The sequence below is a fragment of the Roseomonas sp. TF40 genome (assembly GCF_057219975.1).
This window is the reverse complement of sequence record NZ_JBXVVR010000005.1, coordinates 124,388-139,102: the sequence shown is the minus strand read 5'-3', so window position 1 is coordinate 139,102 and position 14,715 is coordinate 124,388. Positions and strand designations below refer to the sequence as shown.

Here is a 14,715-nt window from a genome sequence, read left to right as displayed (position 1 = left end):
CCGATGGCGCTCGACGAGGACCTCGCCGCGACGCTGCCGCGCTACCAGGCGGCGACGATGATCGGCTTCGTCGCCGATGTGCTGGTCGCGCAGGGCATGCGCCCGGCCGATGCGCGCCGCGCCGGCGAATTGATGGTGGAGGCCGACCTCACCGGCGCGGACAGCCACGGAATCTTCCGCCTGCCGCAATATGTGCGCCGGATGCGCGCGGGCGGGTCGAACCCCCGGCCGGACATCCAGGTGAAGCGCCTGGCGCCCGCGGTGGCGATGATCGAGGGCGACAACGGCATGGGGCATCTCGTGATGTCCAAGGCCGGCGAGACGGCGATCGAGATCGCGCGGGAGAACGGCATCGCCTGGGTCGGCGCGCGGCGCTCCAACCATGCGGGCTCGGGCGCGGTGCATGCCTGCCTGCCGCTCGCGGCCGGGATGGTCGGCATCTACACGGTCGTGGCTTCCGCGAATCACATGGCGCCCTGGGGCGGCACGGATTCGCTGCTCGGCACCAACCCGCTCGCCATCGCCATCCCGATGGGCGAGGCCGATCCGGTGGTGCTCGACATGGCCACCACGGTGGTCTCCTACGGCACGGTGAAGGGCCATGCGCTGCTCGGCACGCCGATGCCCGAGGGCTGGATGGTGAACGCCAAGACCGGCGAGCCGCTGACCGACCCGAAGCAGAGCAAGGATGGCATCCTGCTGCCGATCGGCGGCTACAAGGGCAGCGGACTCGCGCTGATGCTCGGCCTGCTCGCGGGGCCGTTGAACCGCGCGGCCTTCGGGCGCGACGTGGTGGATTTCAACGCCGATGACCGCACGGTGACCGAGACGGGCCATGCGCTGATCGCACTCGACGTGTCGCGCTTCCTCGACCCCAAGGCCTTCCAGGCCGAGGTCGCGCGGCATCTCGATGATCTGCGCCACTCCGCGCGCCTGCCCGGCGTGGACCGCATCCGCCTGCCGGGCGAGATGCGCGCGAGCCGGCGGCGGGAGCGCGCCGCACGCGGCGTGCCGCTCTCCGCCCCGCTGCTCGCGCAGCTCGACAAGCTGGCAGCCGAAAGCGGCGTGACGCCACTCAGCGCCCGCTAAGCGGCGAGCAGCCGCGCGAAGACCGGCACCGCGTCGATCAGATCCTGCGCGCGCACATATTCCCGCGTGGTGTGCGCGCGGGAGATGTCGCCAGGGCCGAGCACCACGCAGGGTGCAAGCGCCTGCAACTCCGAGGCATCGGTGCCATAGGGCGCGGTGCGCGGCGCGTGGTTGGTCAGCCCCACGGCGCGCGCGATCAGCGGGTGATCGGCGGGCAGTTCGGGGGGGAAGCCCTCATGCTGCTCGGCAAGGTCGATGCCCGCATCGGTCGCGGCCTCGCGCACCGCGCGCAGCACGGGCGCGGGATCGACCTTGGCGCTGTAGCGGAACTTGATCTGCGCCGTGGCCTTGGCGACGGTCACGTTCATCGCCGTGCCGTGATTGTCCAGGATCATGTTGAAGTCGGAGAAGGGCGGCTCGTAGTCATGGTCGTGCAGCGCGGGGTTGCTGCGCAGCTCATCATGCACGCGCCGCATCGCGACCAGGAAGGGCAGCAGCTTCCAGTTCGCGTTGATCCCCTTGCCCGTCGAGGAATGCGCCTGCAGCCCGTGCGCCGTCGCGGTGAAGGCGATGTGGCTGCGATGGCCGCGCACCGGGATCAGGCTCGTCGGCTCGGCGACGATGATGCCTTTCAGGTTCAGCGATTTCGCGAGCGCGCTGTGCCTGGCGATGCGCGCCGCGCCGGCCTTGGTGGTTTCCTCATCGGTGGTGATCAGCAGCGTTGCCGGCACATGCGCCGGCAGGTTGCGCGCGGCGAGGATGCAGGCCGCCACCTGCCCCTTCATGTCCACCGAGCCGAGCCCGTGCAGGAAGCCCTGTTCATCCAGGCGCGGCGCCCAGGGATCGCTCTCCCAGCCCGTGGCGGGCACGGTGTCCATGTGGCCCGACAGCGCATAACCGCCCTTCGGCCCCTTATGCGCGACCAGCGCACGCTTCGCGACGCCGTTCACGTCGATGTAGTCCAGGCGCTCGATCTCGAAGCCCTGCAACTCCTGCTCGATGCGCTCGGCGATGGGCAGGTTGGAGAGGCTCGACCGGCTGTCGATCGCGATGAGGTCCGCTGCCAGGCGCAGCACAGGGTCTTTCATGTCCATCCCCCGAGCCTCGCTTGCCCGAAGCCGCCCCGCAAGGGAGGATGCGGCCATGACCACGCAAAGCTACCTCGACCCGCGCAGCGGGCGCACCTGGCCGCTCGCCGAACCCCGCTGGTGCGGCGAGGGCCTCGCCCCCCTGCTGCTCACACCCCGCACCGGCATTTCGCGCGACGAGATCGCGACCGGCACGCGCAGCATCTGGCGCTATGCCGCCGCCTTCCCCTGGATGCCGAAAGCCCCGATCAGCATGGGCGAGGGCTGCGCGCCGCTGGTCGAGCGCGCGCTGCCGGGCGGCACGGCGCTGCTGAAATGCGAATGGTTCATGCCCACGGGCTCGTTCAAGGATCGCGGTGCCTCGGTGATGCTCTCGCTGCTGCGCGACCAGGGCATCACGGCGGTGCTGGAGGATTCCTCGGGCAATGGCGGTGCGGCGGTCAGCGCCTATGCGGCGGCCGGCGGTATGGCGGCGACCATCTTCGTGCCTGCCAGCACCAGCCCGGCCAAGACCGTGCAGTCGCGTGCCGCGGGCGCGGCCATCGAACTCATCCCCGGCAGCCGGCAGGATTGCGCGGATGCCGCGCTCGCGAAATCGGCGGAGCTGTTCTACGCCAGCCACAACTGGCAGCCCTTCTTCCTGGAGGGCACCAAGACCCTCGCCTATGAGCTGTGGGAGGAACTGGGCTTCCGCGCGCCGGACAACGTCATCGTGCCCTGCGGCGCGGGCTCCAACGTGCTGGGCTGCTGGCTCGGTTTTTCGGAACTGCTGCGCGCCGGGCAGATCGCGAAGCTGCCGCGCATCTTCGCCGCCCAGCCGGCGAATTGCGGGCCCATCGCGCGCGCCGCGCTCGGCCTGCCGGCAGAGACGGCGCAGCCCACCATCGCCGAGGGCACGGCCATCGCGCAGCCCATCCGCCTGCCCGAATGCCTCACCGCGCTGCGCGAGTCCGAAGGGGGCGCGGTGCTGCTGAGCGAGGCCGAGATCGCGCAGGCCTCGCTCGCGCTCGCGCGTGGCGGTGTCTATGTCGAACCGACCTGCGCGCAGGCGGCGGCTGCCTTTTCGCGTCTGGTGGATGAGCGCCGCATCGCAACGCGGGAAACCACGGTGGTGGTGCTCACGGGCACGGGCCTCAAGGCCACGCCGCGTTATGCCGAGATGCTGGGAGTCGCCCTGTGAGCCTGTTGGATACGCTCCCCACGCCCTGCCTGGTGCTCGACCTGCCCACGCTCAAGCGCAACATCGCGCGCATGGCCGCCGCCATCGCCCGGCATCCGGGCGTGACGCTGCGCCCGCACATGAAGACGGCGAAGAATGTGCAGGTGGCGGAACTCGCGGCACCGGGCGGCGGGCCGATCACCGTCAGCACGCTCGCCGAGGCGAAGTACTTCGCCGCGCATGGCTACCGGGACCAGATCTACGCGGTGGGCATCGTGCCGGCGAAATTCGCCACCGTCGCGGCGCTGAACATGCAGGGGGCGGCGGTGAAGATCATCACCGACGACCTCGACGTGGCGCGCGCCATCGCGGCCTTCCCCGGCACGCTGCCGACGCTGGTCGAGGTGGATGTGGGCGAGGGCCGCGCCGGCGTCGCGCCCGACGACCCGCGGCTGGTCGAGATCGCCGCCGCGCTCGGGCCGCGCTTCGCCGGGCTGATGTCCCATTCCGGCCATTCCTATGCCGGGCGCAGCATCGCCGCGATGGCGGATCTGGCGGAGCAGGAACGGCTGGCCCTGCTGGATGCGGCGGCACGGCTGCGCGCGGCGGGGATGGAACCCGCGATCCTCTCGGCCGGCGCCTCGCCCACCGCCATGTATGCGAAGAGCCTCGAGGGCATCACCGAGATGCGCGCGGGCGTCTACATGATGGGCGATCTGCTGCAGGCGCAACTCGCCACCCATCCGCTGGAGGACATCGCCGTCACCGTGCTGGCCAGCGTGATCGGTCGCTACCCCGCGCGCGGGGCGGTGCTGATCGATGCGGGCGCGCTCGCCCTCTCCAAGGACCGCAGCACGGAGGCCGCGCCGCGCGACTGGAAGTTCGGCCGCGTGCTGGACCGGGAGGGCAACGCCACGCTGGGTGACGCGATGGTCATGCGCGTGCACCAGGAGCATGGCGAGGTGCGCGCCGCGGAAGGCGGCACCCTGCCGCTCGATCGCCTGCCGGTGGGCGCGCGGATTCGCGTGGCGCCGAACCATGTCTGCCTCACCGCGGCGGCGCATGACCGCTACCATGTGGTCGAGGATGGCCGGCTCGTCGCGATCTGGCCGCGCGTGAATTATTGGTAAGCATCTCTGCCCCAATGTGACAAAGGGTCACAAGACTTCGCCCGCCGCGTGATCGGCGGCAGTCTTGGGACGTTCCCTGTCCGGATGGTGGATGCCTGCGTGCCTGCCCGTCGTGCCTTGCTGGCCCTTCCCTTTCTGGCCCTCGCCCCGCGGGCGCGGGCCGGGGTGCCCGTGCCGCCCTTCCCGGCCTGGATCGGCCGCACGGCGAAGCTGCGCGGCGAGGGCGGCGCGGCGCGGCTGCTGCTGGAAGCGGAGGGGCGCGGGTTGATCAGCGTGAAGCTGCTCGTCTTCTGCCGCCCCCTTCCCGTGCTCTCCTGGCGTATCGAGGGCGAGGGAACGCGGCTGAGCTATACGCGCCAATCCGCCCTCCATCCCGGCCGGATCATCGCCGGCGAGGCGCGCATCGAACCCGGCCTGGGCGCGCTGCGCTGGATCGAGGCCGATGCCCATCTGGCCGAGTTCGAAGGCTTCGAGCCTTCCGCCGCGGCGCAAAGCTGCGGGTAGGCGCCGCTACCGCGTATCCGGGTAGTCCCGCGCCGGCCGCGCCTTGAAGGGCGGCAGCGACCAGCCACGCCAGATCGCCGCGGCGCGGATGCCGAAGCCCACCAGGATTCCCCCCGGCAAGGCGATGTCACGCGGCAGGGGGGCGAGGCGCAGCGCGACATAGGCCGCGGCCCCCGCGGCCGCGGCGGTGATGTAGATCTCGCGCCGCAGGATCAGCGGCAATTCGTTGCAGACCACGTCGCGGATGATGCCGCCCGCGGTGGCCGTCACCGTGCCGAGCAGCACCGCCGCCCAGGGCTCGGCGCCGGCGATCAGCGCGATCTCCGCCCCCAGCACGCCATAGAGCGCAAGGCCCACGGCATCGAGCCAGAGCAGCGTCTTGAAGCGGCTTTCCACCTTGTGCGCGAAGAAGAAGACCAGCAGCGCGCCGAGCGCCGCGATGGCGAGCAATTCGGGGGCGCGCAGCCAGAACAGCGGCGTGCGGCCGAGCAGCAGGTCGCGCACCGTGCCGCCCCCGAACCCCGTGATGCAGCCGATCAGGATGAAGCCGACGGCATCCATCTGCTTGCGGCTCGCCACCAGCGCGCCGGAGGCAGCGAAGACGAAGATCGCCGCGAAGTCGATGACCCGCAGCGCGAGGTCGAGACCCTCCAAGCCCTACTCCGCCGGCACCAGGGCCGCGCGCTGTTGCCGCGCCGCGCTGCTCGCGCCCCCCATGCAGAGCAGCGAGGCCAGCATGAGCAGCGCGGCCAGCGGCAGCACCAGGCTCGCGAGGCCCAGGTCGATCAGCCAGCCGAAGGGCACGGGCGTGATGGCGCCCCCCAGCGGCAGGCCGGAAGAGACGAAGCCGAAGACCTTGCCCATCTGCCCGGGCGGAATCGCGTCCTTCAGCATCACGTCGCGCGGCGTGCGGGAGGCCCCCAGCGCCACCCCCGCCAGCCCGGCGACCAGCGGCAGCAGCGCCGAAGGCATCGGCACCAGCCCCAGGGCGAGGATCAGCGTGGCGGCGATCACGGTCAGCCCGACGATGAACAGCAGGTGGCGCTTGTAGCGATCCGCGAACCAGCCGCCGATCAGCGTGCCGCCCGTGGCGCCCACCATGTAGCCCGTCAGCGCCAGGGACCCGATGGCGACCGGCGTGCCCCAGAGTTCGCCCAGCACGGTGATGGCGAAGGCCTGGATCGCCGTGCCCGCCATGGCGGAGAGCAGGAAGAAGCCGAAGAAGAGCAGGATGGGGCGCGAGAGCAGCAATTCCCGCCCGCTCGGCCCGCCCGCCTCGCGGCCCTTTGGTTTGGCCTGGTCCCGCAGGATCGAGGCCTGCCACAGGATGGAGAGCGCCACCGGCAGGCCGAGCAGGCCCAGAATCGCCAGCGCGAGCCGCCACTCCATCACCAGCAGCATCAGTGCGACCACGGGCGGGCCGGCGGCGAAGCCGAGATTGCCGGTGAAGGTGTGCATCGCGAAGGCGCGGCCGATGCGCGACTTGTCGATGGAGGCACCGAGGATCGCGTAGTCGGCCGGGTGGATCACCGCATTGCCCAGCCCCGAGGTGATGCAGAGCAGCAGGATCGCCCAATAGCCCGGCGCGGCCGCCATCAGCGCGATGGACACCCCCATCAGCGCCACGCCGCCAACCAAATAGGGCTTCGCCCCATGACGGTCCACGAGGAAGCCGACCGGCGTCTGGCCGATGGCCGTCACCGCGCTCATCAGCGCGACCGCGAGGCCGAGCGCGGCGAAGGAGACGTCGAACTCCTCGCGCCAGACCAGGAAGAGCGGCGGCAGGCAGAGCATGTAGAAATGGCTGAGGAAATGCCCCGTGCCGATCAGCATCAGGATGCGGGCATCGCGGCAGAGCGGCTCGGGCGGGGTGTCGGGCATGCCGGCTGGCTCCGGGACAGGAGCGCGCAAGGTGCGCCGCTCCCCTGCCGGAATCAACCGCTGGCCGTCAGGCTGTCCCGGATGAAGCCGACCAGCGGCTCGACCAGCTGGGTGCGCCCCGCCGCGTCGCCGAACACCGCCATCTCCACCACGCCGAGCGGCGGCAGGCCCGAGACCTCCCGCAGCCCGGGCGGGAAGCCGCTCCGGCCCAGCACGGTCAGCGCGAAGCCGGCCTGCGCGGCGGCGGCGAGGCCGAGCAGGCTGTCGCAGGTGAAGACCGGTTCGAAGGCGAGCCCCGCCCGCGCCAGAGCGCGCAGCGCACGCTCGCGGAACATGCAGCCCTCGGGCAGCAGCGCCAGCGGCAGGGGGCGGCCCTCCGGCACTTCCCATTCCGGCGCGGCGGCCCAGACCACGGGCTCGGTCCAGATCGGCACGCCCGCCACCTCGCCATCCCGGCGCTTGCCGAGCACGAGGTCGAGCCCGCCGGCCTGCTGCTTCGCGCGCAAGTCGTGGCTGCGCCCGACCTCCACCTCCAGCCGCACCTCGGGATAGGTGCGGGCGAAGCGGGCGAGGATGGGGGCGAGGGAGCGCGGCACGAAATGGTCCGCCACGCCGAGCCGCAGCCGCCCCGCGACGGGGGGCGCGATCAACCGCTGCACGGCCTCATCATTCAGGGCGAGCAGGCGGCGCGCATAGGCGAGCAGCGTCTCGCCCTCGCGCGTCAATTCGACGCGGCGGCTGGTGCGGCGAAAGACGGGGCGGCGGACGAGGTCCTCCAGCCGCTTGATCTTCAGGCTGATGGCCGATTGGGTCAGGCCCAGCGCCTGGCCCGCAGCGGTGAAGCCGCCCTGCTCCGCCACCTGGACGAAGCAGCGCAGCAGGTCGAGGTCGAGATCGGGGACGCGCATCGCGCCGATGCTATGCGCGGCCCCCGATCCCCTGGCAACGGGAAGGCTTACAGCTCTTCCTCGTAGCCGCCATCCTCATAGGCCGCGGCATCATCGGCGCCATAGGCATGGGCGTCGTCCTGCGGCGCGGCGTAGCTGGTCGGCACCGCGTCCTGGCCGAAGGCGCCGGCATCGCCGGTGGCGGCCTGGGCGGCGCCGCCCGAGAAGGCCGACATCAGGGCGTTGCCGAGCATCAGGCCGCCGGCCACGCCGACCGCCGTCATCATCGCCGTGCCGAGGAAGCCGCGGCCCTGGCCCTGCTGCATCGCCGCCGGGTTGTAGCCGGGCGGATATTGCGGCTGCGGGCGCGGCGGCATGGGGGCGGGACGCTGCTGGCCGCCGCCGAACATGCCGAACAGGCCGCCCTTGGACTGCGCCGCCTGGCCCTGGCGCTGCGCGTTCTCGAGCTCCCATTCCAGCTGCTGGATGCGGTTCTGCATCTCGACCAGCGCGTGCTCCTGCACGAAGGCGGTCTGGGTGATGCGGTAGCGCGCTTCCGGGTAGCGGTTGAACAGCTCCGCGATCAGGCGGTCGGCCTCCGGGTCCACGGGCGGCAGCGGCGGCTGCGCGGGCTGTGCCTGGCCGCCGAAGGCGCCCCAGGGCGAGGCCGGGCGCGCCGGCGCCGCGTTCACCGCGCCGCTCACCCGCTCCACATAGCCGGTGATGATCCGGCGTTCCTCGTCCGTCATTGTTCTGCGATTCCCTTGGTTGACCGGCTTGTGCGGGCCGGGCGGGGGGACGATGCCGGCAGGGACCCCGCGAATCCTTACCGGTAATTTAGGTAAGGGCGATCTGGCCCGGCTGGCGCCGGATTTCAAGCGGCGATCAGATGACGATGCGCGGTGGCAGGTCCAGCCGCCGCCACTCGATCGCCGGGCAGCGATCCTGCACGAAGCCGAGGCCGGCTGCCCGCGCCCGCGCGCCGGCCGCGTCATCGACCACGCCCAGCTGCAGCCACGCGGCCTGCGCGCCGAGGCGGATCGCCTCATCCACCACCGCCCCCGCCTCGGCCGAGCGGCGGAACACATCCACCAGGTCGAGCGGCCCGGCCTCTGCAAGGCTGGCGACGACGGTGCGGCCCAGGATCTCCCGCCCCGCCAGCACCGGGTTCACCGGCGTCACCTCGTAGCCGCGCGCCAGCAGGAAGCCGAGCACGCCATGGCTCGGCCGGTCCGGCCGGTCGGAGGCGCCAACCAGCGCAATACGGCGCGTGGCGAGCAGCAGGTCGCGGATGCGGCGGTCTTCCTCGGTCATGGCCAGAGGATGCGCCGGAAGGCATGGCGGAGGAAAGGCGTTGACAGGCCTGCAATCGGTTGCAACCCTTGGCCCTTCCAGGAGGAAGACAGGATGAGCCTGCAGGTCGAACACCTCGAGGGCACGGATTTCCAGAAATCCCGCGCCTTCTCCCCCGCCGTCATCACCTCGGGCGGGCGCACCGTCTGGCTCTCCGGCCAGACCGCGACCCAGGACCTGGAGGGCCGCGACATCTCCTGGAATTTCGAGGCCCAGGTCCGCACCTGCTACGCGCTGATCGACGCCACGCTGAAGCGCGCGGGGGGCGATTTGTCCTCGCTGGTCTGGACCACGGTCTACATCCTCGACCCGCGCCACGGCGACCAGCTGGTGAAGCTGCGCGCCGAGCATTTCCCGGGCGGGAAATACCCCTGCAGCGCCCTTCTCACGGTCAGCGCCTTCGCGCGGCCGGGCATCCTGGTCGAGATCCAGGGCATCGGAGTCGTGCCATGAACCGCCGCGCCCTGCTGCTGGCCACGCCGGCGCTGCTCCTTGCCACCCAGGCCCGCGCCCAGGGCTTCCCGACGCGCCCGGTGCGCATCCTGGTCACCATCGGCGCGGGCTCGGCCGCCGATATCCTCACCCGCGCCATGGCCGATGAGATGGGCCGGCGGCTCGGCCAATCCGTGGTGGTCGAGAACCGCCCCGGCGCGGGCGGCAACATCGCGGCCGAGGTGGTCAAGCGGGCCGAGCCGGATGGCCATACGCTGCTGATGGCGACCGTCAGCACGCATGGCATCAACCCCGCGCTCTATCGCACCATGCCCTTCGACCCGGTGGCGGATTTCGCCCCGGTGACGCTCGCCGCGACCAGCCCCAACGTGCTGGTGGTGCACCCCGAGAGCCCCTATCGCAGCGTGGCCGACATCGTCGCCGCCGCCCGCGCCCGGCCGGGCGAGCTGACCTATTCCTCCGGCGGCACCGGCACCTCGCAGCATCTGGGGGGCGCGGTGCTGGAACAGATGACCGGCGTACGCCTGACCCACGTGCCCTTCCGCTCCGCGCCCGAGAGCGTGAACGCGGTGCTGGCGCAGCAGACGACGATGACCTTCGCCTCGGTGCCGGTGGCGCTGGGCCAGGTGCAGGGCGGGCGGCTGCGCGCCATCGGCCTGTCCGGCCAGCGCGCCATGCCGAACTGGCCCGAGGTGAAGCCGCTGGCCGAGCTCGGCCTGCCCGGCTTCGACGTGACCGCCTGGTTCGGCCTGGCCGCGCCGGCCCGTACGCCCGAGCCGGTGGTCGCCCGGCTGAACGCCGCGGCGCGGGAAGCGCTGGAGGTGCCAGCGGTGCGCGATCGCCTGGCCGGCCAGGGGATGCAGATCCTCGATGGCGGTCCGGCCGAGTTCGGCGCCTTCATCCGCGCCGAGATCGCCCGCTGGGCGCCGATCGTGCGGGCAAGCGGCGCGACGGCGGAGTAGCGCAATATTCGATCTGATGTCGCGGCGGCGCCGCGACATCAGATCGGATTTCTTGCTCTAGATTCAATGATTTCTAGAGCACGAGCTGCGTTCATGAGAACGCAGCGTGGTCTAGGCCGCTCCCTGGCGGCGGCGCGGCGAAGCCACCGCCTTCTGCGCCGGGACTGGCCCCGTAAGCTGGCGCAGCGATTCAGCAAACACGTCGTCGCTCAGCCGTGCGAGCGCAGACTGGTTCACTTGAGGCTCCGCCATGCGTCCGGATATCAGCGCCGCGATCCGGCCTGCCGCCTCCTCGACTGTCCTGTAGGTGAAGCCGCCGCCCACCTCCGCCAGGATCTCTGCAGGGCCACCGAGGTCGTACACACCGGCGATACACCCGGCCCGCAGGGCCTCGACCACGGCAATGCCGAAATGTTCGGCCCGCTCCGGGTGGATGTCGGCTGCGACGCCGAACCCGGCTGCGTGGATGTAGAAGGTGCTCCGCGCCAGGGCGGCCTCGAGATCCTGACGCGAAGCCTCCCGCAACACTTCCACTTCCCCCATTGCCGCGGCACGCGCCTCGATCTCCGCCAGATAGGCGCGCGCGTCGTCGGAATTATGCACGGCACCGACGAGACGCGCCTTGACCTGCAGTCCGGTACGACGCCGCACGGCCCCCACGATGTCGAGGAAGATGTCCTGGCGCTTGGAATGACCCGCGCGGAAGAAGCGGCCGACGGTCACCAGGGAAAAATCGCGCGGCGGGCGATCGGGCGCGGCATCGCTGCGGACCGGCGGCGCCAGGACCATGACCGGGGGCGCGGCAAGCTGCGGCAGCCTGCCAAGGGCGCGAAGCGTCCAGGCTGCTGTGTATGACGAGTTGACGAGAATGGTGTCGTAGCCGGGCAAGTGGCGCGGCAGGTAGCCCCCGACGTTGCGGTAAGGAAAGGGAAACTGCAGGTGGAACAGGTTGATGCGTGCAAAGGGGGGCAGGACCGGCTCGATCTCGTTTCCCATGCAGAACAGGAGCTCCGGCGCGGGCATCTGTGATGCGGCCTGGAAGTCAGCCGTCGTGAAGTGGAAGTCCTCCAGCCCCAACTCGCGCAGCGCGAAGCGGAGCCTCGCCCGGCTCGGTCGGATGCGTCCAGCGATGACAATGCGATGACTGCGCGCATGCGCCGCGGCGGACGCCAGGAAATAGCGCTCGCCGCCCCCGAGCGCGATGTCGAAGGGCGTGGCGAAGATCGCCAGCGGTGCGTCCGGCGCAAGCGGCGCCGGCAGTTTCTTCGGCACCGCCGCCAGGTCATGGCGCCGCCCGAACCAGCGATCGGTGAATTTGCGGCGCTGCGATGCGATCAGGGGATTGAAGTCTTTGCCCAGGAATTCGCGCGTCGAGGCGTTCTCGATATGGGTCGCGCGCAGGCTCGGATGCACACGCAGCCGCCAGCCAGCCTGGCGTATGCGCATGCAAAGGTCGGTGTCCTCGAAATAGAGGGGTTCGAACAACGGATCGAAGCCCCAGACGCGATCGAGAACCTCCCGCGCGACGACCAGGCAGGCGGCGGAGCAGTAGTCCACCTCCATCGGTCCGGTCATGCGCGCAGCCATGGCAGCCGGCAGATGCTTGGCCCGCTGGATCACCTGCCCGCAATCCGAGACGAGCCCTCCGGCCTCCTGGATGGTGCCATCGGGAAAATACAGGACGGCGCCGAAGACCTGATCCTCGCCCGCCTGCAGGATCGCGGCGCAGGACTCGCCGAAGTCAGGGTGCAGGAAGCAGTCATTGTTGAGGAACAGGATGTGGCCGCCGCGCGCGGCGTCGATGCCCAGATTGTTGCCTTCGCCGAAAAAGCGGTTTTCCTCCGGCTTGACGAAGCGCAGGGCCGGATGCCGGCCGAGAATGCGCCCCATCCACTCGAACTCGAAGGGCGTCGAGCCATTGTCCACGACGATGATCTCGACCGGCTGTCCCCTGAAGGCGGCCAGCGCCGCGAAAGCACTGAAGATGGTCAGCACCGTCTTTCGGTAGTTGAGGATGATGATGGATAGCGCCGGCGACTGCGGAGAGGCAAAGGCAGCGTCTTCCAGGAAGCCGGTGATGGCCGCCCCCACCAGGTGCGGCACGCTGCTCGCCCCTTGCTGGCCAGGTGCCGCGAAGGCGGGGGCGATGGCACCGTGCACAAGGTGGGCATGGGTCGTCAGGCGTGGATCCGGCACGGCCAGCAGCACGGTGCTCAGCGGATCCTCCGCTGCCCCCACACCGGCCATCGCGTTGGTATGGTTGGTATGCGACAGATCGACCCATGGCGCGGTGGCGCGCTTCCACTCGTGCCAGGTGTCGAGGTAATGCTGCAGCGGCGTGCAGGACAGCGCGGCTTCGCCCGAGAGGATGTAGTACTCGCCGCAGAACAGCGGATGGGTCCAAGCACCGGGGCGGTTGCCGAGCACGTAGTCGATCAACTCGTTCCTGAATGCAGGCGTCCCATCATTGGCGAGCCGGTAGAAATCCGGCAGGAAGAGGGGGTGGGGCTGGTCTGCCAGGGCAACATCCGGATCGGCGACGCGCGCGAAGCATTCGCACGGCGTCAGATCCGTTTCCGCTCTGCCTGCCATGAATTCGACATTCACCAGTTTGCTGAACCGCAGCAGCGCCTCGCCTTGCAGAAAGGCCGCGAAGATCTCACGCGGCGGAAGGTCGGGCCGCTGCGCGCAGGCGAAGGCAACATCGAAGAGCGGATGGGGGTTGCGCCGCTCTGCCGCACCGAAAAAGACATAGTGAAGTAAGGGGTCCAGGCCCGACACGGCGATGTCGGGGTGGCAGGCCTCGTAGAGCTCAGGCAGGAACAGCGGGTGATGCAATGGCTCGCCCGCGGCCTCGGCGGCGCGCAGGGCGGCTTCGACATCCGCAATGTCGGGTGACGCTGCCTCCAGACGATCCAGAACCTGATCGGCGAGGATGGACCGAAGGACGGGATCCTGTCTGGAGAGGCGCATAGAAGCTGATCCGGAATATTATTTTCCGAACATACATGCGATTTCGAAAAGATGCGATGCCGGATATGCTCCCCGTGCCGTCAGCTTCCCGGCAGGGCAAGCTTCTCGAGACAGTCGAGCGGTGCGGCTTGCCCTTCGCGGGCAAGGTCGCGCAGCAATTCCATGGCCCCTCGCGCATCAATCGGCATGAAGAGCGTGGGCGGCGCTGCGTCGATCGACCTGGCGCGATAGGCCTCGCCACCATCCGATATCTGGATCGCATAGGTCAGGTCCCGGCCCGGGCACTTCGCCTGGAAGGCGGCCAGGCTGGGCGCATCGAAAATCGTTGTCCGCGCATTCCAGCCTGGCATGCGGCGCGCGACATGACGCAGCGCCACGAGGAAGGACTCATGCACCTCCGCATCGGCAAGGTGGGGGTTCAGCGCGTGCTTGACTTGCAGCAGGCGCCCATCCAGCGACCAGTTCTGCCAAACGGATCGCGCCTGGTCCCGCCAGCCCGGACCAGCCCGCAGACCGAGTAGCCGGAGCGAACGGCGCAGATGCGCATCGGGCGCATGACCTTCATACCAATAGCCACGAATCCGCGCGATGCGCCCCGTGTCCAGCCAGGACCGCGCGAGGGCGGCAAAATCCAGCTGCGGGATCTCCTGTTCCGCCATGGCAAGCGGGTTGCCGCCATAGCGTGTCCGATGATCCTGGACCCATTGCCGGAAGATCGAATCCACAAGCTCCGCAGGCGGCCGTAGGCAGTAGACAATGTCGATGCGACGAAAATGGCGGCGCAGCATGTCCAGTAGTTGGATGAGCGCATCCGGCGCGAAGCGGGGCGCCTTCTCGAGCATCTCCGAGGACAGAATCAGGTCGGCCCCGGGTCGGCTGCCGATTTCGGCCGACAACTCGCCGAGCAGGCGGGCGACCTCGCCGCCGCCACCAGGGCGCTGGTCCTGCAGCATCGCGGCCGCCAGGGCATTATGCGAATCATCGTGGATCCACTTGCAACTCAGCGGGTAGAGAAAGCCCATCTCCGCCAGCAGGGGGCGATTGCGGGCCAACCAGGTCTGAAGCGCAGACGTGCCGGTCTTCTGCGTTCCGATATGGAGAACTGCTTTTTCCGCCAAGGCCGCCACGTCGAGGGTCCCACCTGCTGCGGGCATGGTGCCAGCGGCGGCGGGAAGTGCCAAACCATCTGCGCTCACGATTCCATGCCCAGGACATCCCGATATTCGCATTTTGTTC

The 14,715-nt window shown here is 69.9% G+C and carries 14 protein-coding genes; 6 read left to right on the top strand and 8 right to left on the bottom strand.

Translation table 11 applies throughout. From position 1 onward, the window contains the following. Window positions 1-3 precede the first annotated feature (3 nt). Window positions 4-1,089, top strand: coding sequence for an Ldh family oxidoreductase (locus AC2D9U_RS15680; protein WP_484750617.1), 1,086 nt, complete (start codon window positions 4-6; stop codon window positions 1,087-1,089). Here AC2D9U_RS15680 and AC2D9U_RS15675 read toward each other — a convergent pair. Next, a complete protein-coding gene (locus AC2D9U_RS15675; RefSeq protein ID WP_484750614.1) occupies window positions 1,086-2,177 on the bottom strand; it encodes a M20/M25/M40 family metallo-hydrolase in 1,092 nt (363 codons plus the stop codon). The two genes, AC2D9U_RS15680 and AC2D9U_RS15675, sit on opposite strands and share 4 nt — an antisense overlap. Before the next feature lie 55 nt (window positions 2,178-2,232). Between AC2D9U_RS15675 and AC2D9U_RS15670 the strand changes: the two genes are divergently transcribed. From AC2D9U_RS15670 to AC2D9U_RS15660, 3 genes are all read left to right on the top strand, one after another. Continuing rightward, window positions 2,233-3,357, top strand: coding sequence for a pyridoxal-phosphate dependent enzyme (locus AC2D9U_RS15670; protein WP_484750611.1), 1,125 nt, complete (start codon window positions 2,233-2,235; stop codon window positions 3,355-3,357). Further along, on the top strand, window positions 3,354-4,466 hold the full coding sequence (locus AC2D9U_RS15665; protein ID WP_484750609.1) for an alanine racemase: 1,113 nt from the start codon (window positions 3,354-3,356) through the stop codon (window positions 4,464-4,466). The genes AC2D9U_RS15670 and AC2D9U_RS15665 overlap by 4 nt, the downstream gene beginning before the upstream one ends. Window positions 4,467-4,565: 99 nt before the next feature. Further along, a complete protein-coding gene (locus AC2D9U_RS15660) occupies window positions 4,566-4,970 on the top strand; it encodes a hypothetical protein (protein WP_484750607.1) in 405 nt (134 codons plus the stop codon). 6 nt (window positions 4,971-4,976) lie between these two features. On the opposite strand, the gene AC2D9U_RS15655 is transcribed toward AC2D9U_RS15660, so the two are convergent. The 5 genes from AC2D9U_RS15655 to AC2D9U_RS15635 all read right to left on the bottom strand — a co-directional run bounded on the left by AC2D9U_RS15655 (window position 4,977) and on the right by AC2D9U_RS15635 (window position 9,052). Further along, a complete protein-coding gene (locus tag AC2D9U_RS15655; RefSeq protein WP_484750605.1) occupies window positions 4,977-5,624 on the bottom strand; it encodes a trimeric intracellular cation channel family protein in 648 nt (215 codons plus the stop codon). Between the two features lie 3 nt (window positions 5,625-5,627). Beyond that, window positions 5,628-6,851: an MFS transporter gene (locus tag AC2D9U_RS15650; RefSeq protein WP_484750603.1), complete on the bottom strand. Its 1,224-nt coding sequence runs from the start codon at window positions 6,849-6,851 to the stop codon at window positions 5,628-5,630. Between the two features lie 53 nt (window positions 6,852-6,904). Next, window positions 6,905-7,759 carry a LysR family transcriptional regulator gene (locus AC2D9U_RS15645; protein WP_484750601.1) on the bottom strand — a complete coding sequence of 285 codons (855 nt, stop codon included), beginning with the start codon at window positions 7,757-7,759 and terminating at the stop codon, window positions 6,905-6,907. A 47-nt stretch (window positions 7,760-7,806) separates the two neighbouring features. Beyond that, on the bottom strand, window positions 7,807-8,487 hold the full coding sequence (locus tag AC2D9U_RS15640; RefSeq protein WP_484750599.1) for a DUF2076 domain-containing protein: 681 nt from the start codon (window positions 8,485-8,487) through the stop codon (window positions 7,807-7,809). Window positions 8,488-8,623: 136 nt separating this feature from the next. Next, window positions 8,624-9,052 (bottom strand): CoA-binding protein, encoded by a 429-nt coding sequence (locus AC2D9U_RS15635; protein WP_484750597.1) that lies wholly within the window; start codon window positions 9,050-9,052, stop codon window positions 8,624-8,626. A gap of 93 nt (window positions 9,053-9,145) precedes the next feature. Between AC2D9U_RS15635 and AC2D9U_RS15630 the strand changes: the two genes are divergently transcribed. Both AC2D9U_RS15630 and AC2D9U_RS15625 read left to right on the top strand, forming a co-directional pair. Continuing rightward, window positions 9,146-9,544, top strand: coding sequence for a RidA family protein (locus tag AC2D9U_RS15630; RefSeq protein WP_484750595.1), 399 nt, complete (start codon window positions 9,146-9,148; stop codon window positions 9,542-9,544). After that, a complete protein-coding gene (locus AC2D9U_RS15625) occupies window positions 9,541-10,506 on the top strand; it encodes a Bug family tripartite tricarboxylate transporter substrate binding protein (protein ID WP_484750592.1) in 966 nt (321 codons plus the stop codon). The genes AC2D9U_RS15630 and AC2D9U_RS15625 overlap by 4 nt, the downstream gene beginning before the upstream one ends. Window positions 10,507-10,617: 111 nt before the next feature. Here the strand turns inward: AC2D9U_RS15625 and AC2D9U_RS15620 are convergent, their stop codons facing one another. Together AC2D9U_RS15620 and AC2D9U_RS15615 are read right to left on the bottom strand one after the other, a co-directional pair. Next, on the bottom strand, window positions 10,618-13,479 hold the full coding sequence (locus AC2D9U_RS15620; protein ID WP_484750590.1) for a glycosyltransferase: 2,862 nt from the start codon (window positions 13,477-13,479) through the stop codon (window positions 10,618-10,620). Window positions 13,480-13,559: 80 nt separating this feature from the next. After that, entirely contained in the window at window positions 13,560-14,633 is a 1,074-nt protein-coding gene (locus AC2D9U_RS15615; protein ID WP_484750587.1) for a hypothetical protein, read from the bottom strand. Between the last annotated feature and the right edge of the window lie 82 nt (window positions 14,634-14,715).